The sequence below is a fragment of the Streptomyces sp. TG1A-60 genome (assembly GCF_037201975.1).
GTDB lineage: Bacteria > Actinomycetota > Actinomycetes > Streptomycetales > Streptomycetaceae > Streptomyces.
Genome location: NZ_CP147520.1, coordinates 4,028,590 through 4,054,341, shown reverse-complemented (window position 1 = coordinate 4,054,341; position 25,752 = coordinate 4,028,590). Strand labels below are relative to the sequence as shown.

Annotated in this window: 19 protein-coding genes and 1 tRNA gene; 11 read left to right on the top strand and 9 right to left on the bottom strand. The window is 69.8% G+C overall.

All coding sequences use genetic code 11. The features are described 5' to 3' along the window. Window positions 1–18 precede the first annotated feature (18 nt). A complete protein-coding gene (locus WBG99_RS17325) occupies window positions 19–762 on the top strand; it encodes a class E sortase (protein WP_338897172.1) in 744 nt (247 codons plus the stop codon). 171 nt (window positions 763–933) lie between these two features. On the opposite strand, the gene pknB is transcribed toward WBG99_RS17325, so the two are convergent. The 6 genes from pknB to WBG99_RS17295 form a co-directional block, all read right to left on the bottom strand. Continuing rightward, a complete protein-coding gene (pknB, locus tag WBG99_RS17320; RefSeq protein WP_338897171.1) occupies window positions 934–2,913 on the bottom strand; it encodes a Stk1 family PASTA domain-containing Ser/Thr kinase in 1,980 nt (659 codons plus the stop codon). Window positions 2,914–3,082: 169 nt separating this feature from the next. Then, the gene (locus tag WBG99_RS17315) at window positions 3,083–4,543 is read right to left on the bottom strand and encodes a penicillin-binding protein 2 (protein ID WP_338897170.1); all 1,461 of its coding nucleotides are present in this window, start codon (window positions 4,541–4,543) and stop codon (window positions 3,083–3,085) included. Continuing rightward, window positions 4,540–5,976: an FtsW/RodA/SpoVE family cell cycle protein gene (locus WBG99_RS17310; protein WP_338897169.1), complete on the bottom strand. Its 1,437-nt coding sequence runs from the start codon at window positions 5,974–5,976 to the stop codon at window positions 4,540–4,542. The genes WBG99_RS17315 and WBG99_RS17310 overlap by 4 nt, the downstream gene beginning before the upstream one ends. 27 nt (window positions 5,977–6,003) lie before the next feature. Continuing rightward, entirely contained in the window at window positions 6,004–7,554 is a 1,551-nt protein-coding gene (locus WBG99_RS17305; RefSeq protein WP_338900376.1) for a Stp1/IreP family PP2C-type Ser/Thr phosphatase, read from the bottom strand. A 98-nt stretch (window positions 7,555–7,652) separates the two neighbouring features. Beyond that, the gene (locus WBG99_RS17300; RefSeq protein WP_338897168.1) at window positions 7,653–8,180 is read right to left on the bottom strand and encodes an FHA domain-containing protein; all 528 of its coding nucleotides are present in this window, start codon (window positions 8,178–8,180) and stop codon (window positions 7,653–7,655) included. 10 nt (window positions 8,181–8,190) lie between these two features. After that, the gene (locus WBG99_RS17295; RefSeq protein WP_338897167.1) at window positions 8,191–9,036 is read right to left on the bottom strand and encodes a DUF3662 and FHA domain-containing protein; all 846 of its coding nucleotides are present in this window, start codon (window positions 9,034–9,036) and stop codon (window positions 8,191–8,193) included. A gap of 487 nt (window positions 9,037–9,523) precedes the next feature. On the opposite strand from WBG99_RS17295, the gene WBG99_RS17290 reads away from it, so the two are divergent. The 5 genes from WBG99_RS17290 (at window position 9,524) to WBG99_RS17270 (ending at window position 16,385) form a co-directional block, all read left to right on the top strand. Beyond that, window positions 9,524–9,607: transfer RNA gene (locus WBG99_RS17290), tRNA-Leu, on the top strand. 524 nt (window positions 9,608–10,131) lie between these two features. Beyond that, entirely contained in the window at window positions 10,132–12,942 is a 2,811-nt protein-coding gene (locus WBG99_RS17285; RefSeq protein ID WP_338897166.1) for a beta-L-arabinofuranosidase domain-containing protein, read from the top strand. A 427-nt stretch (window positions 12,943–13,369) separates the two neighbouring features. After that, the gene (locus WBG99_RS17280; protein WP_338900374.1) at window positions 13,370–14,746 is read left to right on the top strand and encodes a DUF2252 domain-containing protein; all 1,377 of its coding nucleotides are present in this window, start codon (window positions 13,370–13,372) and stop codon (window positions 14,744–14,746) included. Window positions 14,747–15,006: 260 nt separating this feature from the next. Then, complete coding sequence (locus tag WBG99_RS17275) at window positions 15,007–15,966, top strand: hypothetical protein (RefSeq protein WP_338897165.1); 960 nt, start codon at window positions 15,007–15,009, stop codon at window positions 15,964–15,966. Between the two features lie 89 nt (window positions 15,967–16,055). Then, window positions 16,056–16,385: a rhodanese-like domain-containing protein gene (locus WBG99_RS17270; RefSeq protein WP_338900373.1), complete on the top strand. Its 330-nt coding sequence runs from the start codon at window positions 16,056–16,058 to the stop codon at window positions 16,383–16,385. Between the two features lie 84 nt (window positions 16,386–16,469). On the opposite strand, the gene WBG99_RS17265 is transcribed toward WBG99_RS17270, so the two are convergent. Then, window positions 16,470–17,669, bottom strand: coding sequence for an acyl-CoA dehydrogenase family protein (locus WBG99_RS17265; protein WP_338897164.1), 1,200 nt, complete (start codon window positions 17,667–17,669; stop codon window positions 16,470–16,472). A 387-nt stretch (window positions 17,670–18,056) separates the two neighbouring features. Here WBG99_RS17265 and WBG99_RS17260 point away from each other — a divergent pair, with 387 nt between their 5' ends. From WBG99_RS17260 to WBG99_RS17250, 3 genes are all read left to right on the top strand, one after another. After that, on the top strand, window positions 18,057–18,923 hold the full coding sequence (locus WBG99_RS17260) for a DUF5819 family protein (protein ID WP_338897163.1): 867 nt from the start codon (window positions 18,057–18,059) through the stop codon (window positions 18,921–18,923). 71 nt (window positions 18,924–18,994) lie between these two features. Continuing rightward, on the top strand, window positions 18,995–20,257 hold the full coding sequence (locus WBG99_RS17255; protein ID WP_338900372.1) for an HTTM domain-containing protein: 1,263 nt from the start codon (window positions 18,995–18,997) through the stop codon (window positions 20,255–20,257). Window positions 20,258–20,346: 89 nt separating this feature from the next. Further along, entirely contained in the window at window positions 20,347–21,087 is a 741-nt protein-coding gene (locus WBG99_RS17250) for a TrmH family RNA methyltransferase (protein ID WP_338900371.1), read from the top strand. Between the two features lie 105 nt (window positions 21,088–21,192). Here the strand turns inward: WBG99_RS17250 and paaN are convergent, their stop codons facing one another. Beyond that, the gene (gene paaN, locus WBG99_RS17245; RefSeq protein WP_338897162.1) at window positions 21,193–22,905 is read right to left on the bottom strand and encodes a phenylacetic acid degradation protein PaaN; all 1,713 of its coding nucleotides are present in this window, start codon (window positions 22,903–22,905) and stop codon (window positions 21,193–21,195) included. A 201-nt stretch (window positions 22,906–23,106) separates the two neighbouring features. On the opposite strand from paaN, the gene WBG99_RS17240 reads away from it, so the two are divergent. Together WBG99_RS17240 and WBG99_RS17235 are read left to right on the top strand one after the other, a co-directional pair. Beyond that, window positions 23,107–24,624 (top strand): 3-hydroxyacyl-CoA dehydrogenase, encoded by a 1,518-nt coding sequence (locus WBG99_RS17240; protein WP_338897161.1) that lies wholly within the window; start codon window positions 23,107–23,109, stop codon window positions 24,622–24,624. After that, window positions 24,621–25,211 carry a TetR/AcrR family transcriptional regulator gene (locus WBG99_RS17235; protein WP_338897160.1) on the top strand — a complete coding sequence of 197 codons (591 nt, stop codon included), beginning with the start codon at window positions 24,621–24,623 and terminating at the stop codon, window positions 25,209–25,211. The genes WBG99_RS17240 and WBG99_RS17235 overlap by 4 nt, the downstream gene beginning before the upstream one ends. 32 nt (window positions 25,212–25,243) lie before the next feature. On the opposite strand, the gene WBG99_RS17230 is transcribed toward WBG99_RS17235, so the two are convergent. Further along, window positions 25,244–25,729 (bottom strand): Lrp/AsnC family transcriptional regulator, encoded by a 486-nt coding sequence (locus WBG99_RS17230; RefSeq protein ID WP_338900370.1) that lies wholly within the window; start codon window positions 25,727–25,729, stop codon window positions 25,244–25,246. Between the last annotated feature and the right edge of the window lie 23 nt (window positions 25,730–25,752).

Below are 25,752 nucleotides of genomic sequence, written 5' to 3'. Positions count from 1 at the left end.
ACCAAGGGCGGAAGAACTGTGGCAGTGACCACCGACGACACCGAAGAGAAGACAGGCACGCCCGAGCCCGTGCCGCGACGCCGCGGCATGGGCCGGATCGCCATGGCGGTCAGTGTCTTGGGTGAACTCCTCATCACCGCGGGCCTGGTGCTCGGCCTGTTCGTCGTCTACTCCCTGTGGTGGACGAACGTCCTGGCCGACCGCGAGGCGGACAAGGAAGGCAGCAAGGTCCGCGACAACTGGGCGTCTGCCGATGACAACCCGGGCGCCCTGGACACCAAGGACGGCATCGGCTTCCTGCACGTCCCCGCCATGAGGAACGGCGAGGTCCTGGTGAAGAAGGGCACCTCCACCAAGATCCTCAACAGTGGTGTCGCCGGCTACTACACCAACCCGGTCAAGGCGACCCTCCCCACCTCCGACAAGGACGGCAACTTCACCCTCGCCGCCCACCGCGACGGCCACGGCGCGAAGTTCCACAACATCGACAAGCTCGAGAAGGGTGACTCGATCGTTTTCGAGACCCGCGACAACTGGTACGTCTACAAGGTCTACGACACCCTCGCTGAGACCTCGAAGTACAACGTCAAGGTCCTTTCGAACGTCCCCAAGGAGTCCGGCAAGAAGAAGGCCGGCAAGTACATCACCCTCACCACCTGCACGCCCGTCTACACCTCCCGGTACCGGTACATCGTGTGGGGCGAGCTGGAGCGGGTGGAGCGGGTGAACGCGGAGCGCACGCTGCCGAGGGAACTGCGGTAGCGGGAACAGAGTCGTTGCTCGGTTCATGTAGGTGTTTCACGTGAAACAGTCGGTTTCAACGTGAAACGTTCAGGAGAACGAAGGAGCCCCGGTCCCCCTGAGGGGGGACCGGGCTCCTTCGCCGTACGGGACGAGGTGGTGGATCAGTCCTCGTCGCGGAAACCGGGGGCGCTATCCGAAGAAGCCTCCGCCGTTGTTGCCGCCGTTGTTGCCGTTGCCGAAGTTCACCGAAGCGAGGGTGATCGTCGTCTGGGCCGGGTCGGCGTCGTTGCCGCCGTCCGGGTCCTGATCGGTGACCAGCGCGGTGTCGCTCTGGTCGCTGCCCTGGGCGAACTGGATGTTGGTGAAGCCGGAGGCCTGCAGGATCTGCTTCGCCTGACCCACGGTCCGTCCCACGACGTTCGGGACCTCGGCCTCCTGCTCCTCCTCCTCGGCCTTCTTGCCGATCTGGATGGTGACCGTGTCGCCCTTGTTGAGTTCGGAGCCCGCCTCGGGGCTGGTCGCGACGACCTTGCCGACGAGGTTGCCGTCGTCGGTCTCGACCTCGGTGCAGGTGCCGACGAGGTTGTTGGCCTCCATCTGGGCCTTGGCATCGTCACAGCTCTGCCGAGAGACGTCCGGGACGGTTGCCTTCTCCGGCGCCTTGGCGACCGTCAGCGTGACCGTGGAGCCCTTTTCGACCTTGGTGCCGACAGGATCCTGATCAGTCACGATGCCCGGTGTCCGATCGGACTCCTCGGTCTTCTTCTCGACCTGGAAGCCCTTGTCCTCGAGCTGGGACTGGGCCTCGTCGAACTGAATGCCCTGGACATCGGGGACCGTGATCTTGGGAGCACCCGTCGAGATCACCAGGGCGACGGTCTCGCCCTTCTTGATGTCGGTGTCGGCGTCCGGGGTCTGCTGGCAGACGTTGCCGGTCTTCTGGTCCTCGCACTCGTCCTTGGTGGTTGTCACCCTGAGATCGACGTTGGAAGCCGCTTGCTTGGCGTCCTCCTCGGTCTGGCCGACGAAGTTCGGTGTCTTGAGGGTGTCGTTGCTGACGTCCGTGCCCGGGAACATCCACCGCCCGATGAGGATCGCGCCGATCAGCACGAGCACACCCGCGACGACCAGCAGGATAGTCGAGGTGTTGTTCTTCTTCGGCTGGCGGCGGCGGCCCTGGCGGTCGTCGTAGCCGTACCCGTCGTCCCCGTTCATCGGGGGCAGCATGGTGGTGGCCTGGGCGTCCGAGGAGTGCAGGGCGGTGGTGGGCTGGTCGTCGGGGTAGCCGCCGTAGCCGACCGAGCCCATGGCCGCCGTGGCCGCGACGGGCTGGCCGTCGAGGCAGGCCTCGATGTCCGCGCGCATCTCGTCGGCGGACTGATAGCGGTAGTCCGGGTCCTTGACCAGGGCACGCAGGACGATGGCGTCCATCTCCGGCGTGATCTCCGGGTCGAAGACACTCGGCGACTGCGGTTCCTCCCGCACGTGCTGGTAGGCGACCGCCACGGGGGAGTCGCCGATGAACGGCGGGCGGACCGTCAGCAGCTCGTAGAGCAGACAGCCCGTCGAGTACAGGTCGGAACGGGCGTCCACCTGCTCGCCCTTGGCCTGTTCCGGTGAGAGGTACTGGGCGGTGCCGATGACCGCGGACGTCTGCGTCATGGTCATCCCGGAGTCGCCCATGGCGCGGGCGATGCCGAAGTCCATCACCTTGACCTGGCCGTTGCGCGTCAGCATGACGTTGGCCGGCTTGATGTCGCGGTGGACGATCTGGTTCCGGTGGGCGTACTCCAGGCCCTGGAGGATGCCGATGGTCATCTCCATGGCCCGCTCCGGCAGCAGCTTGCGGCCGCTGTGAAGAAGCTCACGGAGGGTCGAGCCCTCGACGTACTCCATGACGATGTACGGGATCGAGACCCCGTCGATGTAGTCCTCGCCCGTGTCGTAGACCGCAACGATCGCGGGGTGGTTGAGCGAGGCGGCAGACTGGGCCTCCCGGCGGAACCGGGCCTGGAAGGTGGGGTCGCGCGCGAGGTCCGCTCGCAGCGTCTTCACCGCCACGGTGCGGCCGAGGCGGGTGTCCATCGCGAGGTAGACCTCCGCCATGCCACCACGGCCGAGCACCTGGCCCAGCTCGTACCGGCCGCCGAGGCGACGCGGCTCTTCCATAGCTTCCTACCAGCCCTCTCCGTCGGTCCCGACCGCACCCATGTGTGGTCCGGCGGCTGTGCTCCGGGCATACGGTACCCGGCTCGCCTTCTGTGACCTGGCCAACCGCGTCACCCGATACAGGACCGGTATCGCAACGTGCACCGATGTGGAGGTGACGTGAGCGGTGTCACTTCTTGCTGTCGATCACTGCCTGCATCACGCTCTTCGCGATCGGGGCGGCGAGACCACCACCGGAGATGTCACCGCGCTCGGCCGCACCGTCCTCGACGACCACGGCCACGGCAACCGGCGAGCTGCCGTCGCTGAGCTTGGCGTACGAGATGAACCAGGCGTACGGCTTCTCACTGTTGTCCACGCCGTGCTGGGCGGTACCCGTCTTGCCGCCGACGGCGACGCCGTCGATCTGCGCCCTGGTGCCGGTGCCCGTCTTGACGACGGTCTCCATCATGTCCTGCAGCTTCTGTGCGTTCTCCGGAGAGACCGCCTGGGACAGCGGCTCGGGGTCGTGCGTCTCGATGACGTCGAGGCTGGAGGCGCGCAGCTGGTCGACCATGTACGGCTTCATCAGCTCGCCGTCGTTGGCGACGGCCGAGGCGACCATGGCCATCTGCAGGGGGGTGGCGCGGTTGGAGGCCTGACCGATGCCGCCCATGGCGTTCTGCGGACGGTTGTCCTCGGGGTAGACGCTCTCCGCGGCGCGGACCGGGGTGTCCAGCTCGTCCTCGTTGAAGCCGAACTTCGCGGACTGCTCACGCATCTTGTCGTTGCCGACGGTGTCGGAGAGCTTGGCGAAGACCGTGTTGCAGGACTGTTCGAGCGCATAGCGGAGCGTGGCGTTCTTGCACACGCCGTGCTCGTTGGTGAGGTCGGTGGTCGACTCGGGCAGCTGGTACGGGTCCGGGCTGTCCGTCTTGGCGTCGATGTCCGTGACGGCGTCGTTCTCCAGCGCCGCGGCGGCCGTGACCACCTTGAACGTGGAGCCCGGGGGGTAGGTCTCGCGCAGCGCGCGGTTCAGCATCGGCTTGTCGGAGTCCTTGTCCAGCTTCTGGAAGGTCTCGCTGTCCTTGCTGCTGATACCTGCGAAAGTGGATGGGTCGTACGACGGTGTGGAGGCCAGCGCCAGGATCGCGCCGGTCTTCGGGTCGATCGCGGCGACGGCGCCCTTCTTGTCGCCGAGACCCTCGAAGGCCGCCTTCTGCGCGGCGGCGTTGAGGGTGGTGACGACGTTGCCGCCCTCCTTCTTCTTCCCGGTGATCATGTCCAGCGTGTTCCGGAAGAACAGCCGGTCGTCGTTGCCGGTGAGGATGCCGTCCTCAAGGTTCTCCAGCTGGGAGGCGCCGACGATCTGGGAGGAGTAGCCGGTGACCGGCGCCCACATCTCGCCGTTCTTCCACGTGCGCTTGTACTTGTAGTCCGTGCCCTTCGTGGCGACCGACCCGGTGATGGCCTTGCCGTCGACGATGATGTCGCCGCGCGGAGTGGCGTAGCGCTCGATAGAGACGCGACGGTTCTTGGTGTCACTCTTCAGGGAGTCGGCCTGGACGTACTGGATCCAGTTGTCGCGGATGAGCAGGGCGAGGACGAGGAGCCCGCAGAAGATCGCGATCCGGCGCAGGGGCTTGTTCACGGTCGGACCACCTGAGTCATCTCGGCGTCGGGGTTCGGGGCGGGGGACGGTGCCGGGCGGCGTGCGGTGTCGCTGATGCGCAAGAGGATGCCGATCAGCGCCCAGTTGGCGATGACGGAGGAACCGCCGTATGCCATGAACGGCAGAGTCATACCGGTCAACGGGATCAGGCCCATGACGCCGCCGGCGACGACGAAGACCTGGAGGCCGAAGGCGCCGGACAGGCCGACCGCCAGCAGTTTGCCGAACGGGTCGCGGGCGGCGAGGGCGGTGCGGATGCCGCGCTCCACGATCAGCCCGTAGAGCAGCAGGATCGCCATGACGCCGGCCAGGCCGAGCTCCTCGCCGAAGGTGGCGAGGATGAAGTCGGAGTTGGCGGCGAAGCCGATGAGGTCGGAGTTGCCCTGACCGAGGCCGGTGCCGAGGGTGCCGCCGGAGCCGAAGGCCCACAGGGCCTCCATGGACTGTTGGGAGTGGCCGGCGATGCCCTGCTGGCTCAACTCGTACTCGCGCATCGGGTCGAGCCAGGCCTGGACGCGTTGCTGGACGTGGATCTCGAACGAGGCCACTCCGACGGCGCCGGCGGCGGACATCAGCAGACCGAAGACGATCCAGCTGGTCCGCTCGGTGGCGACGTACAGCATGATCACGAACATGCCGAAGAACAGCAGCGACGTACCGAGGTCGGTCTCGAAGACGAGGATGAGGATGGACAGCACCCAGACGACCAGGATGGGCCCGAGATCGCGGCCACGCGGCAGGTAGAGGCCCATGAAGCGGCGGCTGGCGAGGGCAAGGGCGTCTCTCTTCACCATCAGATAGCCGGCGAAGAAGATGGCGAGCACGATTTTCGCGAACTCACCGGGCTGGATGGTGAACCCGGCGATGGAGATCCAGATCCGCGCGCCGAAGACATTGAGGCCGAGGCCGGGAACGAGCGGCAGCAGCAGGAGGACCAGGGCCGCCGCCATGGAGATGTACGTGTAGCGCTGCAGGACGCGGTGGTCCTTCAGGAAGACGAGCACGGCGACGAACAGCGCCATGCCCAGCGCCGAGTACAGCAGCTGCCGGGGGGATGCCAGGAAGAACTCGTCACGCAGCTGAAGCCGCTCCGACTGGTCGAGCCGCCAGATGGCCACCAGCCCCAGCCCGTTCAGCAGGGTGGCCAACGGCAGCATCAGCGGGTCCGCGTACGGGGCGAACTTGCGCACGACGAGGTGGCCGATGGTGGCGACGAGACCGAGACCGAGGCCGTAGCTCAGCAGCCCGGCCGGTACCTGGTCGCTGATGGCCAGTCCCACGTTGACGTAGGCGAACACCGGGATCGCGACGGCGAAAAGCAGCAGTCCCAGCTCGGTGTTGCGACGGCTCGGTGCTCCGATCGCGCCGATCGTGGACGTGTGCTGCGTCGACGTGTTGGTTGTACTGCTCATCGTGTGAGTGGGCCCCTCGCGGCTTGCCTACTGCTCACCGCACCGTGAGACGAGCTCCTGCTCCTCCTCCGAGAGGCTGGGGCCGGCCGACGGTGTGGGTGCGGTCTGGTTCGGGGTCGGGGACGTCGACGGTGTCGACGTCGGGGTCGGTGTGGCCTTGGACGTGAGGGAGGTCCTCGTGGTTCCCGTGACGCCCCCGGCCTCGCCCGCGCCGGTCTGGGAGTTGTCGCTCTCCGCCTGACGGCGCTCGGCGTTCTTCTTGCACGCCGACGCCTGGGTGGACAGCTCCTGGATCTTCTTCCGGGCGTCGTTCAGACCGCCTTCGGCGATCGTGGCCTCGACCAGCTTCTGCTGGTACGGGGGCAGGTACTTGAGTTCGATCTCGGGGTGGTCCTTCTCCACCTTCGAGAGCGAGATCCAGGCCAGGTCCTGGCTGATCCCCCGGTACAGCGCCACGTGGTCGTCGTTGGCACCGACGTAGTACTGCGTCTGCGTCCAGCGGTGACCGCCGTACAGGCCCCCGCCGATCACGGCGAGGGCGAGGATGCCGAAGAAGGATCTCTTCAGCCACCTGTGCTTCTTGCGCGGCTTGACGAAGTCGCCGTCGGAGTAGTCACCGAAGCTGCCCGCCGGCATGTACCCGGTGGTTTCGCCGGAGCCGGGCGGGCCGAACTCGCCGCCGCCCTGCCCGCGCCGGCCGAGACCGGAGGCGCGGCCGGCCGGGGTCTGCATGATGCCGTTGTCCTGCAGGTGGAGCTGGTTCTCGGCGACCGCGCCGACCACGACCGGGGTGTCGGAGAGCTGCCCGGCGAGAGTGTCTCCGGTGTCGAGGTCGAGGACGTCGGCGACGATGACCGTGATGTTGTCCGGCCCCCCGCCGCGCAGCGCGAGCCGGATCAGCTCCTGCACGGTCTCCTGCGGGCCCTGGTAGCTGGCGAGGGTCTCCTCCATCGTCTGGTGGGAGACGACGCCGGACAGGCCGTCGGAGCAGATCAGGTACCGGTCGCCGACGCGGACCTCGCGGATGGAGAGGTCGGGCTCGACATGGTCGCCGCTGCCCAGCGCGCGCATCAGCAGGGAGCGCTGCGGGTGGGTGGTGGCCTCCTCCTCGGTGATGCGGCCCTCGTCGACCAGACGTTGCACCCAGGTGTGGTCCTGGGTGATCTGGGTGAGGACGCCGTCCCTGAGGAGGTACGCGCGGGAGTCGCCGACGTGCACGAGGCCGAGCCGCTGGCCGGTCCACAGCAGGGCGGTGAGCGTGGTACCCATGCCCTCCAGCTGGGGGTCCTCCTCGACCATCGCGCGCAGCTGGTCGTTGGCGCGCTGCACGGCGGTGCCGAGGGAGGTGAGGATGTCGGAGCCGGGGACATCGTCGTCGAGCGTGACGAGGGTGGAGATCACCTCGGAGGAGGCGACCTCGCCGGCCGCCTGACCGCCCATGCCGTCGGCGATCGCGAGGAGCCGCGGACCGGCGTAGCCCGAGTCCTCGTTTCCCTCGCGGATCATTCCTTTGTGCGATCCGGCGGCGAAGCGCAGTGACAGACTCATGCGCACCTCGCCCGTCGGCTCCGGGTACATCCGCACGGTGCCCACCCTCCGGTCGGGAGCGCGCCGGGGCCCTTGCTGGGGGCCGCCGCTGCGTGCTCGCTCCGCTCGCGCTCATTCATGATGTAGCACTACTTCCGCAGCTCGATGACGGTCTTGCCGATGCGGATCGGCGCGCCCAGCGGAATCGGCGTGGGAGTCGTCAGTCGGTTCCGGTCGAGATACGTGCCGTTGGTGGACCCCAGGTCCTCGACGATCCACTGGCCGTCGCGGTCCGGGTAGATCCGGGCGTGCCGGCTGGAGGCGTAGTCGTCGTCCAGCACGATCGTGGAGTCGTGCGCGCGGCCCAGCGTGATGGTCTGCCCCTGCAGCGTCACGGTCGTACCCGTCAGCGTGCCCTCGCTGACGACGAGCTTGGTCGGGGCGTTGCGCCCGCGGCGACCGCCACCGCCGGCGGCGGGCTGTTGGCCGCGCTGCTGCGGGGGCGCGGCCTGCCGGGCGGCCTGTTGCTGAGGCCGCGCGCTCTCCCGGCGCGACCCCCGCTGGGTGACGCGCGTACCGAACAGGTCGCTGCGGATGACCTGCACGGCCACGATCACGAACAGCCACAGTACGGCCAGGAAACCCAGCCGCATGACCGTGAGGGTCAGCTCTGACATTGCCCCCGCTTCACCCTTCGGCTTGCCGGTAAATGATGGTGCTGCTGCCCACGACGATCCGCGAGCCGTCGCGGAGCGTAGCGCGGGTGGTGTGCTGCCCGTCCACCACGATGCCGTTGGTGGACCCGAGATCCTGGATCGTCGAGGGCGTTCCGGTCCGGATCTCGCAGTGCCGGCGGGAGACGCCGGGGTCGTCGATCCGCACGTCGGCTTCGGTGCTGCGGCCCAGCACCAGCGTGGGGCGGGAGATCTGATGGCGGGTGCCGTTGATCTCGATCCAGTAGCGCGTGCGTCCGCCGGCCGCCGGAGCGCCGGGCGGGCGCTGGCCGAGCGGGGCGGCGCCGGGGCGGCCCCCACCGGGCGGCGGTGTGGCCGGCATGGGCGGGGCGCCCGCGGGTGCGGCGGTGGGCGGGTAGCCGTAGCCACCGGGACGGCCCGCGGCGGGGCTCGCGGGGGCGCCGGCGGAGGCTTGCTGGTCGGTGGAGGAGGCGAGCGTACGGCTGCGCACCCGGTAGAGGCCGGTGTCGAGGTCGTCGGCCTTCTCCAGATGGACCTTGATGGCGCCCATGAAGGTGTAGCGCTGCTGCTTGGCGTAGTCGCGCACCATGCCGGCGAGCTCGTCGCCGAGCTGGCCGGAGTAGGGGCTGAGGCGCTCGAAGTCGGGCGTGCTCAGCTCCACGATGAAGTCGTTGGGGACTACCGTCCGGTCGCGGTTCCAGATGGTCGCGTTGTTGTCACACTCGCGCTGGAGCGCTCCCGCGATCTCCACGGGCTGGACCTCGGACTTGAACACCTTGGCGAAGGTGCCGTTGACCAGACCTTCGAGACGCTGCTCGAACTTCTTCAGGACTCCCATGGGGCACCTCCTCCGTCGTCACCGCTCTGCGTACCGCGTCGGTACTGCTTACTGATCGTATCCACGCGCCGGGAAATCGGCTGGTTCCCCTCGTCGGCCAGGTCGACCGGTGTCACCCGGTATCGACGCCCGCTGAAGTCCCCTCCCGGATTCCCGCCGGAGGTGCTCTTCGAACTATCCCGTCCGAACTCCTGCCAAGGATGGTAGAGGCGGCGCGAGACCAGTGTCCCGCACCCGACTGTGCGTCCTGGCCCTCTCCAGGAGAGATGGCCGGGACCGGTACGAGGTTGATACGTGAACCAGCACTCACTGATACGTGGTCGGGGGAGGGGGTGTGATCGGTCCGTGCCTGCCGGATCGGCGCGGTGACACGGAGTGGGGTCGGCCACCGATAAGGGATGTGAAGACACCCTCTCCAGCGTGCTAATCTTCTCGATGTCGGAAGGCCCCAGCACTGCTAGGAGCGAGGGCCGAGGGCGCACCCAATGCGCGGGTGGCGGAATAGGCAGACGCGCTGGATTCAGGTTCCAGTGCCCGCAAGGGCGTGGGGGTTCAACTCCCCCCTCGCGCACAAGCACACAGCGAAGCGGTCTCATCGTGATCACGATGAGACCGCTTCTTTTTGTTGCACGTTGGGCCGCCTAGGGGATTGGTGTGTCCAGCTGGCGGGGGTTGGTGGCTCAGCCGACGGGGTGGCGGGCCGACTGCCGGGAAGCGGAGTGTGAGGAGTCTCTCAGGAGATTCAGCAAGGCTTCCGGTGGCGTGGGGGCGCGCTCCGTCCCGTGTGCGCGGTCTGTGGGGTGGGGCGGCGTCAGTGTGGTGCACGCTCCGGGCGCGACATATGGCAGATGCGGGTATATGCGATGTTTCACGTGAAACGGTGGTGTAGTTGATCATGCCCGGTGGTGGGGTTTTCGTGGAGTGATGCGGTGGCCCGTCTCACCGTTGGCCTCATGAAACCTGTCAGTACCGTTGACGCTCGCCTGCCTCGTATTTATCTTCTGGTCGGGAATTCGCACAACGTTCGCAATTTCGAACGAAGCTCTTGCTCTGTGACCTTCCGTCCCCTCTCACCTGCCAGAGACGAGGCGCCCCATGGCACCGCCCCTCTCCCGACGCTTCATTCTCCAGTCCGCGATACTCGCCGCGGCCGTACCTGGAGTCTCCTTCGCGGTCGGCGGCGGCCGTGCGGCCGCCGCCACCGTTCCGACGCCGTCCACCTGGCCCGTGCGGCCGTTCGAGCTCAAGGACGTGACCCTCGGCCAGGGTCTCTTCGCCGACAAACGGCAACTGATGCTCGACCACGGCCGCGGCTACGACGTGAACCGGCTGCTCCAGGTCTTCCGCGCCAACGCCGGGCTCTCCACCCGCGGCGCCGTCGCGCCCGGCGGCTGGGAGGGGCTGGACGGCGAGGCCAACGGCAACCTGCGCGGCCACTACACCGGCCACTTCCTGACCATGCTGTCGCAGGCGTACGCGAGCACCGGGGACCAGGTGTACGCAGACAAGATCCGGACCATGGTGGATGCGCTCTTTGAGGTGCGTGAGGCGCTGCGCGACGATCCGCGTATGCTCGCCGTCACCGGGAAGTGGGGCGGCGCGCACGAGAACGTCCGGGGCTCGTACCAGTACATCGACCTGCCGGCCGCCGTGCTCGGCGGTGCCCCGGCGATCACTCTGTCGGTCTGGGTGAAGCCCACCCACAACGCCAACTGGCAGCGGGTCTTCGACTTCGGCAACAACACCAGCCGGTACATGTACCTGGCCTCCCGCAACGGGAGCGGCGTACCGCGCTTCGCCATCACCACCGGCGGTCCGGGCGGGGAGCAGGGCCTCAACGGCACCGCCGCGCTGCCGCTGAACCAGTGGAGCCACCTGGCGGTCACGATCAGCGGCACCACCGGCACCCTCTACGTCAACGGCACCGCCGTCGCCCGGAACACCTCGATGACGCTCAACCCGTCCGTTCTGGGCACCCTGACGAACAACTGGCTGGGCCGCTCGAACTTCTCCGGCGACCCGGTGTTCGCGGGCGCCTTCGACGAGTTCAACGTCTGGTCGCGGGCCCTGACCGCGGCCGAGATCACCTCGCTGCAGACCAACGAGGCCAAGAGGTCCGCCGCGGGGCTCGGCGACCTCGCGTCGTACTACTTCTTCGCCACCACCGGCGGCACGTTCGCCGACGCCTCCGGGCGCGGCCTGACCGCCACCCTGCGCCGCACCTGGGGCGGGCCCAGCCACCCCGGCTTCCTGGCGGCGTACCCGGAGACGCAGTTCATCGACCTGGAGTCGAGAACCAGCGCCGACTACACCAAGGTCTGGGCGCCCTACTACACCGCGCACAAGATCCTCAAGGGCCTGCTGGACGCGTATCTCGCCACCGACGACGCCCGGGCGCTCGACCTCGCGTCCGGCATGTGCGACTGGATGTACTCCCGGCTGTCCAAGCTGCCCGACTCCACGCTGCAGCGGATGTGGGGCATCTTCTCCAGCGGCGAGTTCGGCGGCATCGTGGAGACGATCGTCGACCTGCACTCAATCACCCGTAAGGCCGACCACCTCGCGCTGGCGAAGCTGTTCGACCTCGACCGGCTCATCGACGCCTGCGCCGCCAACACCGACATCCTGGACGGCCTCCACGCCAACCAGCACATCCCGATCATGACCGGCTACGTCAGGCTGTACGACGCGACCGGCGAGACCCGCTACCTCACCGCCGCGAAGAACTTCTGGGGCATGGTCGTACCGAACCGCATGTACGGCATCGGCGGCACGAGCACGGTCGAGTTCTGGAGGGCCCGTGGCGTCATCGCGGGCACCATCAGCGACACCAACGCCGAGACCTGCTGCGCGTACAACATGCTCAAGCTGAGCCGCATGCTGTTCTTCCACGACCAGGACCCCAAGTACATGGAGTACTACGAGCGGGCCCTGCTCAACCAGGTCCTCGGCTCCAAGCAGGACAAGGCCGACGCGGAGAAGCCACTAGTCACATACTTCATCGGGCTGAAGCCCGGTCACGTGCGTGACTACACCCCCAAGCAGGGCACCACCTGCTGCGAAGGCACCGGCATGGAGAGCGCCACCAAGTACCAGGACTCGGTGTACTTCACCAAGGCGGACGGCAGCGCGCTGTACGTGAACCTGTACAGCGCCGCCACGCTGAACTGGTCCGCGAAGGGGGTGACGGTCACCCAGCGCACCGACTACCCCCGTGAACAGGGTTCCACGATCACCGTCGGGGGCGGCAGCGCGGCCTTCGAGCTGCGGCTGCGGGTGCCGTCCTGGGCGACCTCGGGCTTCCGGGTGACCGTCAACGGCAGTGCGGTGAGCGGTACTCCGGCCGCGGGGAGCTACTTCACGATCCCCTCCCGCACCTGGCGCAGCGGGGACGTCGTCCGCGTGACGATCCCGTTCCGGATGCGGGTGGAGAAGGCTCTCGACGACCCCTCGCTCCAGACCCTGTTCTACGGGCCGGTCAACCTGGTCGGCAGGAACAGCAGTACCAGCTACCTGTCGGTGGGGCTGTACCGCAACGCCGGGCTCTCCGGCGACCTGCTGCCCTCCCTCACCCCGGTGAGCGGGAAGCCGCTGCACTACACGCTGAACGGCACCGAATTCGCTCCCTTCTACGAAGGGAGCGAGGACCCGACCCACGCCTACGTCAGGCGCTCCGAACCGAAGGTCGTCTTCGGCGGCACCGACTCGGGCGTCGCCAATCCGGCGAAGTCCGACGGCACGACCCTGCTCGACGAGATCTGGGCCGGGGCGCCGTTCGCCGACAAGGGCGCGCTGGTGACGCGCGTGCAGTCGACCGTCGGCTCCTGGGTCTCGGCCGGGCTGCTGAGCCAGGCCGACGGGCAGAAGGTGGTGACCACCGCGCAGAACGCGACGTACGCGGCCTGACGGTCGCCACGTCACGGGCGGCTGCTCCCTCGGTGGGGGCAGCCGCCCCGCGCGTTCTGGAGGGACTACGCGGCTGCGCGTTTCCGACGGACTCAAGGACTGGGCCGAGGTCCATCTGCCGCCGCGGAGCCGGCCCTGTGGGGGCACGGCACCCGAGTAGCCCGGCCGAGGGGGCGGCTCGGCCGCGTGCGGGCCGTTATCCACAGGCGTGGACCGGGTCGGCGCCGAGTTTTCCACAGGGTCTGACGCGTTTCGGCCACCGGCTGTACCGTCGTCACGAGTTGATGTTCGTGCGAGGACGGGTACGGGGGAGGCGGTCGCAGTGACCGAGGCCGGTACGACGACGGAGCCGCTGGCCGAAGCGGAGTCGGTTGAATCCCGGGAGGCCGGGGCGCGGTCGCCGGGGCAACGGCCCGCCGGCGCGCGCATGCCGGGGGTGCGGGGCTTCGCCCGGTGGCCCTCGCAGGGGTCGCCCAAGGACGAGGGCAAGGCACTGCGCGCGCGAGTGCCCCGCGGCGCGCACGCGGACCTGGTGCTCACCACCGACCGGCCGGACGCGGTGTCGGCGGTGCAGGAGTCCAACCGCGGCCGGATCCCCGGACTCACGCCGATACGGGTCGGCAGGATGGCGGCCACTCCCTTCGCGTTCCTGCGGGGGTCGGCCGGCCTGATGGCCCACGACCTCGCGCGCACACCCATGACCGGTATCGGCACCCAGATCTGCGGCGACGCCCACGCGGCCAACTTCGGCCTGTACGGGGACGCGCGCGGCGGCCTCGTCATCGACCTCAACGACTTCGACGAGACCGTCCACGGCCCCTGGGAGTGGGACCTCAAGCGCCTCGCCGCCTCACTGATCCTCGCCGGCCGCGAGGCGGGCGCGGACGAGGACACCTGCCGCAAGGCGGCCTACGACGCGACGGGCGCCTACCGCCGCACGATGCGGCTTCTCGCCAAGCTCCCGGCAAACGACGCGTGGAACGCCATCGCGGACGAGGAACTGGTCTCCCACACCGACGCCCACGACCTGCTCGGCACGCTGGAACGGGTCGCGGAGAAGGCACGCGCCAACACGAGCGGCCGTTTCGCGGCCAAGGCGACCGAGCCGGTGGAGGGCGGCGGCCGTCGTTTCGTGGACGCTCCGCCCGTGCTGCGCCGGGTGGACGACGAGGAGGCCGCGGCGGTGGCCACCTCCCTCGCGCAGTACCTCACGACGCTCTCCGAGGACCGCCACCCGCTGCTCGCCCGGTACGCCGTGCACGACGTGGCGTTCCGCGTGGTCGGCACCGGCAGCGTGGGCACCCGCTCGTACGTCGTCCTGCTCCTGGACCACCGCGGCGAACCGCTCGTCCTCCAGGTGAAGGAGGCCCGTCCCTCGGCGCTCGTACCGCATCTCGCGACCGCCGGTTTCGAGGTGCCGGAGGTGGAACACGAGGGCCGCCGCGTGGTCCTCGGGCAAAAGCGCATGCAGGTCGTCAGCGACATCTTGCTGGGGTGGACCACGGTCGACGGATTCCCCTTCCAGGTACGGCAGTTCCGCAACCGCAAGGGCAGCGTCGACCCGGCGGCCCTGGCCGCCGACCAGATCGACGACTACGGCCGCATGACCGGCGCCCTGCTCGCCCGCGCCCACGCCCACAGCGCCGACCCCCGTCTCATCTCCGGCTACTGCGGCAAGAACGACGAACTCGACGAGGCGATAGCCACGTTCGCCGCGACCTACGCGGACCGCACGGAAGCGGACCACGCGGATCTGGTGACGGCTCTACGAGCGGGGCGGATCGTGGCGGAGATGGGGGTTTGAGGAGCGGTGAGGAATGCTGAGGCCGGCGGAGATCGGGCGCCGAGGAGAGCGGCGCTCTCAGGGAGCGGGATCGCGGTTCGAGGGCGGGACCGACGGGGGTGCCCAGGTCGGTGGGGTCTGGAGGGACCAGGGGCCCCGGATACGGACGAGGTGGGTTCGGATGCGTCGACGGTGCGGCCGGACGGGACGCGGTGATCCCCACGTCCCAGGTCCCCGGTGGTCTTCGGTAGGGCTCGGAGCCGTGGCCTAGGCTGGGCCGGGTGACGACCCCGGAAGCCGAGCAGACACCGTCCGAGCGCCCCGCCGAGCCCGTGGAGCCCGCAGCGCCCCGTGGGGGCGCGGAGCCCGCCGAAGGCATGGCGTCCGCCAAGCGTGAAGCAGATGCTGAGGGGCAGGCGGCTGCCGGGAACGAGGCGTCCGCTGAAGGCACGGGCCCGGGGCGGCCCGAGGAGCGGCTGGAGCGGGCCGTGGGGGCGGCCGAGCAGGCGCTGATCGAGTACGAGATCGCCGTGGAGACCTTCCGGGTCGAGGTGGAGAACTTCTCCCGGCTGCACCACCAGAAGCTCGGCCCCATGTACGCGCGGCTCGACGAGCTGGACGCCCAGATCGCCGAGGCGAAGGCCGCGCGCACCGGCGACCCCGAGGATGTGCGCAAGGCCCAGGAGGCGCGGGCCCGGGTCATGCCCATGCCGGGGGTGGAGGAGCTGTTCCACGGCTGGATGGACTCGGAAGGCCTGTTCCCCGAGGCCGCCGCCATGCTCACCGACCAACCCGTACGGCCCCCGGAGCGGGTGCGTCCGAGCGACGAGGCCCGCAGGCTGTACCGCGAGCTGGTCCGCAAGGCCCACCCCGACCTGGCGCGTGACGACAAGGAGCGGGAGCGGCGGGACGAGTTCATCTCGCGGGTGAACTCCGCGTACGGCCGCGGTGACGAGGTGCTGCTGCGCGAGCTGTCCGAGGAGTGGGCCGCGGGGCCCGTACCGGAGGAGCGCAGGCCGAGCCGCGCCGAGGAGTTGTACGCCCGCCTCGAATGGCTCGCTCAGCGCAAGGAACTCCTCGCCCTCGTCGCCCGTGAACTGGAGGAGGGTGCCATCGGCTCCATGCTCCGTCTCGCCCCGGACGACCCCGACCGTCTTCTTGACGAGATCGCCGATCAGCTGCTGGCGGAGGTCTCCCAGCGGGAGGCGGAGCTGGCCGGGCTTCTCGGCCAGGACGGGTAGCCCTGGCCTGCCCTCGCCCGCCGGGCGCTGGGCTCGGCCCGTCGGCCGACCGGTCCGGTAGCGTCGTACGCATGCATTTCGGAGCTGGTGTGCCCACGGTCGAGGTCACAGGCCTCAAGGACGACGACTTCCTGCTGGACGTCCGCGAGGACGACGAGTGGCGGGCGGGTCACGCCGAAGGGGCGCTGCACATCCCCATCAGTGAGTTCGTCGCGCGCTACGGCGAGTTCACCGAGGCGGCCCCGCAGGACGGCAGGGTCCATGTGATCTGCCGCTCGGGCGGACGTTCGGCGCAGGTCGCCATGTATCTCGTCCAGCAGGGCATCGACGCCGTGAACGTGCACGGCGGCATGCAGGTCTGGGCAGCCTCCGGCCGCCCGGTGGTCGACGACAAGGGCGGGACGGGGGTCGTTCTCTAGAACGGCCCGACGGGTACGGGCAGGGCAGCGGAGCGGGGCGCGTAGGTGGGCCTGGCGCGCCCCTGTTGTCGGCGTGCGCGGCGCTCAGCCCAGGGGGTGGGCCGCCAACAGGTCGCCCAGCGCCTCCTCATGCGCCGCTGCGGGGCCGAGTGACAGTTCGAGGTGCTTGGCCCAGGCGTGATAGCGGTGCAGGGGGTAGTCGACGTCGGCGCCGAAGCCCCCGTGCAGATGCTGCGCCGTCTGCACGACCCGTCGCACACCCTCCGACGCCCAGATCTTGGCCACGGCGACATCCCCGGCCGCGGGCAGCGCGCCCCCCGCCCCCGAGGTGATCCGCCAGGCTGCCTGCCACAGCGTCGCCTCCATCGCGCGCAGGTCGATAAAGCGGTCGGCGGCCTGCACGGCGACGGCCTGGAAGGAGGCGATCGGAAACCCGAACTGTTCCCGCTTGCCGGCGTACTCGCCGGTCATGCCGAGTACACGCTCCCCCAGCCCGAGCGCCAGCGCGCACGTCCCGGTGGCCAGCAACTCCCTCAGCCGCTCCCACGCCCCCTCCGCGTCGATGACGTCCCGCCCGGCGATCCGCGCCGACTCCAGCCGCAGTTCGGCCAGCCGTTCACCGGCGGTGGAGATCTGCTCGGCGAGCGCCACTGCCTCATGCACGCGGGCAACGAGCGCGAGCACGACCCGGCCCTCGGCGACCGGGGCCGCGCCGTGCTCGGATCCGCCGGCGGACCCACCGGGGGCGACCGACTCCGGTGCGACCGTCGCGGGGACGACGACGAAGTCCGCGTTGTAGGCCCACGGCACCGCCGTCTGCACACCGTCCAGTACCCAGCCGCCGTCAGCCTCCCGCCGTGCGGTCACGGCGAGTTCGGCCGGATCGTGCCCGGTGCGGCCGTGCGCGGCGACGGTCAGGACGACCTCGCCCCGGCCGACCCGAGCGAGCAGGTCCGCCTTCACCTCCTCGCTCCCGTGCGCCTGTACGGTCACCGCCGCCGCACTGCTCTCCAGCAACGGCACCCTGGCCAGCACCCTCGCCGACTCGCGCAGGACCAGGCACAGGGCGATCGCATCGAGCCCCGAACCGCCGTACACGGGGTCCAGCGGCAGGCTGAGCAGGTCCGCGTCGGCGAGCTTCGCCCACAGCACGCGGTCGAAGTCGTCGGCCACGGCCCCCGGCACGAGCGACGGGCTCGGCACCCCGTCCGGCACGACCCCGGCGAACACCGCCCTCGCCGCCTCGGCCGCCGCCTGCTGCTCTTCGGTGAAGGTGAAGTCCACGGTGCCTGCCCTTCTGTGTCGCCGGTGACGGGGCGTCAAGATAGAACAGGTTCTAGAAGAAGGGAATGGCGCTGACTGGGCCCGCCCCCCCACCCCCCAGCCCCCACCCCCCCGGCCCCGAGCCCCCCACTTCCAGCCCCAGCCCTTCGCCCGTGCCCTGGCCGCGCCCATCGGTGGACCGATCGATCGGTGTGGTCGATCGGCCCGACTCAATGGTGGACCACGGCGCCGTAAGGTGTCCCCCGCTGTGGATAACCTCGTGGGTGCCGTGTGTGCGGTGTGACGATGTGACTGCTGCGGGCCGCCGGGGCTGTGCCGGAGGGACGCGGCTGACTAAGTTCCGGTGGGGATTGCGACCGGACAGTGGGAATCGGGGAGCGGGGCGGAATGGACGCGAACGACGAGGTCTCGAACGCCCGGCGTGGACCGGACGGACCCGAGGACTCCGCCTCCGCAGGCCGTGTCGGCGAGGCTTCCAGAAGCCAGGCTGCTGTCGGCCGGACTCCCGCCGACGCGGGTTCCGTCAGCCAGGCCCCCGGTGAGCGGGGGCCTGCCTCGGGTATCGCCGCGCTCACCCTCCCCTACCAGATCGCCGTGGCGTTGGTGCTCGCGTTCGTGGCGGTGGCGGCCTGTACGCATCTCGGGCTGGTGTTTCTGCATATCGCGCCCTCGAACACGCTGACGAAACAGCATGGCCGGGCGGTGGACGAGTGGGTGTACCCGGAGTTCGAACAGAACTGGAAGCTGTTCGCCCCGAACCCCTTGCAGCAGAACATCTCCGTACAGGCGCGCGCCGAGGTCCGCACGGCGGGCGGTGAGGTGCGCGAGACCGGCTGGTACGACCTGTCGGCGCTGGACGGCGCCGCGATCGACCGCAATCCGGTGCCGAGCCACGCCCAGCAGAACGAGCTGCGCCGGGCCTGGGACTTCTATCTCGCCACGCATGACGACGAGAGCCGCGCCACGACCTCGCGCGGTGACCTGGCCGAGCGCTACGTGCGCCGCATCGTGGTGATGCGGCTCGACCGCGAGCGGGCCGCTGGTTCCGGCGGTGTGATCAAGCGGATCCAGCTGCGGTCCCGTACCACCAACGTGCCGCCGCCCGACTGGAGCGAGGAAAAGGTGTCCGACAAGCCTGTCGTCCGTGAGCTGGCCTGGTGGTCGGTGACCGACAAGGACCGGACGGACGCCGCCGTCAACGCGGGTGGCGCCGGCCGGACCGCCACCGGTCGGACGGAGGCGAGCGCCGAATGAGCGCCATGAGCCCGAGCAACCCTGTTGGCCCGGCCAACCACCCGGTCGGCCCGGTCAAGCCGGTCACGCCGATGGCGCGTCTCGCCGCCGCGATAGGCAGCGGGATCACCCGTGTCACCGATCGCGCGCTGGGCCCGTACCAGAGTGCGGTCATCCGTATCGGTTTCTCCGCGACCTGGCTGTTGTTCCTGTTGCGCGAGTTCCCGCACCGGCGTGAGTTGTACGGTCCCGACGGGCCCTGGAGCTGGGAGTTGGCCCAGCAGCTGATCGCCGCCAACGACGCCTTCACGGTGCTGATGTGGTCCGACAGCGTGGTGTGGTTCGAGATCGTCTATGCCGTCGCCGTGCTGTCGAGCCTGCTGCTGCTCATCGGCTGGCGCACCCGCGCCATGAGCGTGCTCTTCATGGTGGGCGTCCTCTCCCTGCAGAACCGCAGCGTCTTCATGGGCGACGGCGGCGACAACGTCATCCACCTCATGGCGATCTATCTCGTGTTCGTCCGCTGCGCCCAGGTCTGGTCGCTGGACGCGCGGCGCGCAGGGCGCACGCGCGAGCGCCGTGCGCGGGACGGCAGCGCACCGGAGGACCGGAGCGGTCCCCTGCTGTGGTGCGTGCTCGGGTTCGCGCTGCTGGTGGCGACCTTCGGCGGTCTGATTCCGGGCGGTGAGCTGGTTCCGGGCGGCTGGCTGACCTTTTTCTGGGGCCTGTGGGTGGTGCACGCCCTGTGGTGGGCCGCGGGCCGCATCGAGTCGAACGTCAAGCCCCGCGTGCTGCTCGACATCGTCGGCAATCTCGCGCACAACGCCGCACTGGTCGTGATCATGGCCGAGGCGTGTCTGATCTACGCCGCCGCCGGCTGGTACAAGATCCAGGGGTCGCGCTGGCAGGACGGCACCGCCGCGTACTACCCGCTCCACCTGGACTACTTCTCGCCCTGGGCCGCACTCTCCGATCTCATGTCGTCGAGCGGCACGATGGTGATGCTGATGACGTACGGGACGGTGATCGTGCAGGTCGCCTTCCCGTTCACGCTCTTCAACCGGCGCGTCAAGAACGTTCTGCTGGCGGTCATGATGACCGAGCACGCCGTGATCGCCGTCGTGCTGGGCCTGCCGTTCTTCTCGCTCGCGATGATCGCCGCCGACGCCGTCTTCCTTCCGACGACCTTCCTGAAGCATCTGGGCGGCCTCGTGGCACGCGCGCGTGACCGTGTTGTGCGGCGCGTACCGCCGGGGCGTGGCCGTACGCTGCCGGGGCCGCGTGAACAGCGGCGGCCACCGCTGCCGAAGGAGCCGGAGGCGAGCGAGCAGGCGCACGTAGGCTTCACTGCATGAACGATCCGGTGACCGCACCAGTGGATGGACCGGCGGGCCTCCGGCTGACCGGACCGGACCGCCCGCCGATCGGACCGGACGACCGCCCGGTGGACGATCCCCTCCGGACCTGGCGTCGCCTCGCCGACGCCTCCGTCCTGCTCGACGGTTTCCACGCCCTCAAGCACGCCGTGCGCTTCGGCGCCGAGGTCCCGGTGGCCGTCACCGCGGATCGCCCGGCGGCGCTCGTCCTCGCCGACGACCTGGCCCCGGACGTACGCGACCGGCTCGGGCGTCTCCTCCAGGAGGTCCCGGAGGAGACGTACCGCGCCCTCGTGCCGCGCCCGCACCCCACCGCCGTGGCCGCCCTGGCCGTACGCCCCTCGCGCACGGCCAATCTGGCGGCCCTCGCCCGCACCCCGCGCACCGCGCCCGTCGTGGTCCTCGACAACCCGCGCAATCTGGGCAACGCGGGGGCCGTGATCCGGCTGGCCGCCGGTTTCGGCGCTACCGGGGTGGTCACCACCGGCACCCTGGACCCCTGGCACCCCACCGTCGTACGCGGCGGGGCGGGCCTGCACTTCGCGACCGCCGTGGAGCGCCTGGAGGTGGCGGAGCTGCCGCCGGGCCCGCTCTTCGCGCTCGACCCCGAGGGCGACGACATCCGGGGACTGAGGCTGCCGGACGACGCCGTCCTAGCCTTCGGCTCGGAACGCAGCGGCCTCTCCGCCGAACTGCGCTCCCGCGCCGACCACTTGCTGTCCCTGCCGATGCGCCCCCAGGTGTCCAGCTACAACCTGGCGACAAGCGTGGCGATGACGCTGTACCACTGGAGCGTCGGCTCCTTCTGAGACGGCCTGGCCGGAGCGCCCCTCGTGAGGGCGCGGGGCACCGGCGACCAGCCAGGGAAGGCCCGCAGCCGCCGCAGCCGCCGACCGCAGCGGTCGCCTGGTCTTCTAGCGGTGCGCTTCGTGCCGAACCTCCACCACCCGGAACCGGTTGGCCACGAACGCCCCGTCGCACAGAGCCGCGTTCGCCGCCGGATTCCCACCGGACCCGTGGAAGTCCGAGAACGCCGCGGTCTGGTTCACATACACCCCACCCGTGAGGTTCAGCGACAACTGCGCGCACTCCTCCAGGCAGGCCTCCTCGACCGCGTCCGCCACCTCGCCGGCGGTCGTGTACGCGCCGACGGTCATCGCTCCCTTGTCGCGGATGGTCCGGCGCAGCAACTCCACCGCGTCCGTGGTCGAGTCGACGGCGACGGCGAACGACACCGGTCCGAAGCACTCGCTCATGTACGCGGCCTCCTCGTCGCCGCGCTCCCAGTGCTTCCGCGCGCCGTCGAGCTTCACGATCACCGGCGTACGGACGACCGCGTCCGGGAACTCGGGGTTGCTGACCTCCCTTGAGGGGAGGGCGACCTCGCCGAGTGACGCGGCGGTTTCGAGGCGGGCCTTGACGTCGGGGTTCACGATCGCACCGAGCAGGGCGTTCGCGCGCACGTCGTCGCCCAGCAGGCCGTCGACCGACTTGGCGAGGTCGGCGACGACCTCGTCGTAGGATTTGGGGCCCTCGTCGGTGGTGATGCCGCCGCGGGGGATGAGGAGGTTCTGCGGGGTGGTGCACATCTGGCCGCTGTACAGGGACAGGGAGAAGGCCAGGTTGGCGAGCATGCCCTTGTAGTCGTCGGTGGAGTCGACGAGGACCGTGTTGACGCCGGCCTTCTCCGTGTAGACCGCCGCCTGGCGGGCGTTGGCCTCCAGCCAGTCGCCGAAGGACGTCGACCCGGTGTAGTCGATGATGCGGATCTCGGGGCGGGTGGCCAGGTCCTTGGCGATGCCCTCGCCGGGGCGTTCGGCGGCCAGCGCGACCAGGTCGGGGTCGAAGCCGGTCTCGGTGAGGACCTCGCGGGCGACCTGGACGGTGAGGGCGAGGGGCAGCACCGCGCGCGGGTGGGGCTTGACGAGGACCGCGTTGCCGGTGGCGAGGGAGGCGAACAGGCCCGGGTAGCCGTTCCATGTCGGGAAGGTGTTGCAGCCGATGACGAGGGCGATGCCGCGCGGGACCGGCTTGAACCGCTTCGTGAGGGCGAGTGGGTCGCGCTTGCCCTGGGGCTTGGTCCATTCGGCGTTGTCGGGGGTGCGGATCTGCTCGGCGTACGCGTACGCGACCGCCTCCAGGCCTCGGTCCTGGGCGTGCGGGCCGCCGGCCTGGAAGGCCATCATGAAGGCCTGGCCGGAGGTGTGCATGACCGCGTGGGCGAACTCGTGGGTGCGGTCACTGATCCGCCTGAGGATCTCCAGGCACACCGCCGCGCGCGCCTGAGCGCCCGCGTCGCGCCACGCGCGCTGCCCGGCTCTCATGGCGGGCAGCAGCGTGTCGATGTCGGCGTGCGGGTAGGTGATGCCCAGTTCGAGGCCGTACGGCGAGATCTCGCCGCCCACCCAGTCGTCGGTGCCGGGCTGGCCGAGGTCGAGGCGGGTGCAGAGGAGGGCGTCGAAGGCGGCCTTGCCCTCGGCCATGCCCAGGCTGCCGTTCTCGCCGTACGCCTTGGGGTGCTCGGGGTGGGGCGACCAGTACGCGCGCGTGCGGATCGCTTCCAGCGCCTGGTCGAGAGTGGACCGGTGCTTGGCGAGCAGGGTGTGCGCGGACAGTTCGGCGGCCATGCGTGACCAACTCCTCACGTCAGGACTCGTTTGTGGGCCCTGACCTGGGCAGGACAGAATCAGGGGGTGTGGCGCGAAGCGCCTCGTTCAGGGCGGTGGTGGGCGACGGGTGGCCGGACAGAGTTAGAGTAACCGAACGATCGGTCGGGACAAGGGGGTCCGCCGCATCTGTGGACAACCCCGTGCGGGAGGATCGCGCACATGACAGCACTCGACCTCAGCAGCCCCGTGGCCGTCGTCGGCACCGGCACCATGGGCCAGGGCATCGCCCAGGTCGCGCTGGTCGCGGGCCACCCCGTACGGTTGTTCGACGTCGCCCCGGGCCGCGCCCGGGAAGCGGCGGAGGCGATCGGGGCCCGGCTCGACCGGCTCGTTGCGAAGGACCGTCTGGCCGGCGCCGACCGGGACGCCGCGCGCGCCCGGCTGCACGCCGCGGAGAGCCTGTCCGACCTCGCGGACTGCGCCCTCGTCGTCGAGGCGGTCCTGGAGCGGCTGGACGTCAAACAGGAGCTGTTCCGCGCGCTGGAGGACGTCGTCGGCGAGCACTGCCTGCTCGCGACCAACACCTCCTCCCTGTCGGTCACGGCCATCGGGGGCGCCCTGCGCCACCCGGGCCGCTTCGTGGGCCTGCACTTCTTCAACCCCGCGCCGCTGCTGCCCCTCGTCGAGGTCGTCTCCGGGTTCGCCACCGACGTCACGTCGGCCACACGCGCGTACGAGACGGCCCGCGCCTGGGGCAAGACACCGGTCGCGTGCGCCGACACCCCCGGCTTCATCGTCAACCGCATCGCACGGCCGTTCTACGCCGAGGCCTTCGCGGTGCACGAGGCGCAGGCCGCCGACCCGGCCACCCTCGACGCGATCCTGCGGGAGTGCGGTGGCTTCAGGATGGGCGCGTTCGAGCTGACCGACCTCATCGGGCAGGACGTCAACGAGTCCGTCACCCACTCCGTGTGGCAGGCCTTCTTCCAGGACGTGCGGTTCACGCCCTCGCTGGCCCAGCGGCGGCTCGTCGAGTCCGGCCGGCTCGGTCGCAAGGCGGGGCGGGGCTGGTACGGCTACGGCGACGACGCCGAGCGTCCCGAACCGCACACCGCCGAACGGGCCCAGGCGCCCGCGTACGTCGTCACCGAGGGCGACCTGGGCCCCGCCTCCGAACTGCTCACCCTGATCCGCGAGGCGGGCATCCCGGTCCGCGAGGACGACGAGGACCACGGCACCCGGCTCGTCCTGCCGAGCGGCGGGCAGCTGGCCCTCGCCGACGGGCAGACCTCCGTGGAGTTCCGGGACGTCGTCTACTTCGACCTGGCGTTCGACTACCGCCAGGCCACCCGCGTGGCCCTGTCCGCCTCCCAGGACACCTCCCCGCAGACCCTCGCCGAGGCCACCGGGCTGTTCCAGGCGCTCGGCAAGGACGTCAGCGTCATCGGGGACGCCCCCGGAATGATCGTCGCCCGTACGGTGGCCCGGATCGTCGACCTCGCGCACGACGCCGTCGCCAAGGGCGTGGCCACCGAGGAGGACATCGACACGGCGATGCGCCTGGGGGTCAACTACCCGCTCGGGCCCTTCGAATGGAGCCGCAGGCTCGGCCGCAACTGGGCGTACGCCCTCCTGGACGACCTGCACCTACGCGACCCCTCCGGGCGCTACGCGCCGTCCCTCGCGCTGTACCGCCACGCCTACGCCTCCGACAAGCGGGAGGGCACCTCCTCATGACCACCGCCAAACGGGACACGTACACCCCGCAGACACTGCTCTCCGTCGCCGTCCGGGTCTTCAACGAGCGCGGCTACGACGGCACGTCCATGGAGCACCTCTCCAAGGCGGCCGGTATCTCGAAGTCGTCGATATACCACCACGTCACGGGCAAGGAGGAGCTGCTGCGGCGGGCCGTCAGCCGGGCGCTGGACGGGCTCTTCGGGATCCTCGACGAGGAACCCGCGCGCGCGGGACGTGCGGTGGAGCGGCTGGAGCACGTCGTCCGGCGCATGGTGGAGGTCCTCATCGCCGAACTGCCGTATGTGACGCTGCTGCTGCGGGTGCGGGGCAACACCGGCACAGAGCGCTGGGCCCTGGAGCGGCGCCGGGACTTCGACCATCAGGTCGCCGAGCTGCTGAAGGCCGCGGCGGCCGACGGGGACGTACGGGGGGACGTGGAGGTGCGGCTCGCGACCCGGCTGGTCTTCGGGATGATCAACTCGATCGTGGAGTGGTACCGGCCGGACGGACGGGGCATGGGCGAGCGCGAAGTGTCCGACGCGGTGGCGCAGCTGGTCTTCGCGGGTCTGCGCGCCCAGGACTGATCGATTATCGGGGGCTGTGGTCTCCTCGCCGGTCACTCCTCCGGTTCCACGTCCTCCTCCTCGAAGACCAGCAGGGTCCGGGTGCTGAGCACCTCCGGGATGGCCTGGAGCTTGGTGAGGACGACCTCGCGCAGGGCCCGGTTGTCCGAGGTGTGCACCAGGAGCAGGACGTCGTAGTCGCCGCCCACCAGCGCGATGTGGGCGGCGCCGGACAGCTGGCGAAGTTGTTCACGGACCGTGCGCCAGGAGTTCTGCACGATCTTGAGGGTGATGTAGGCGGAGGTGCCCTTTCCGGCGCGCTCGTGGTTCACGCGCGCCCCGAAGCCGCGGATCACGCCGTCCTCGATGAGGCGGTTGATGCGGGCGTAGGCGTTGGCGCGGGAGACGTGGACGCGTTCGGCGACGGACCGTATCGAGGCGCGGCCGTCGGCCTGCAGCATGCGCAGGATGTCCTGATCTATGGCGTCCAGCGGTCGAGGGGGCGGCAGGGCCGGGCCGTGCTCCGGCGGTTCGGCCATTTGTTCAGACGCCATGTGCCCCC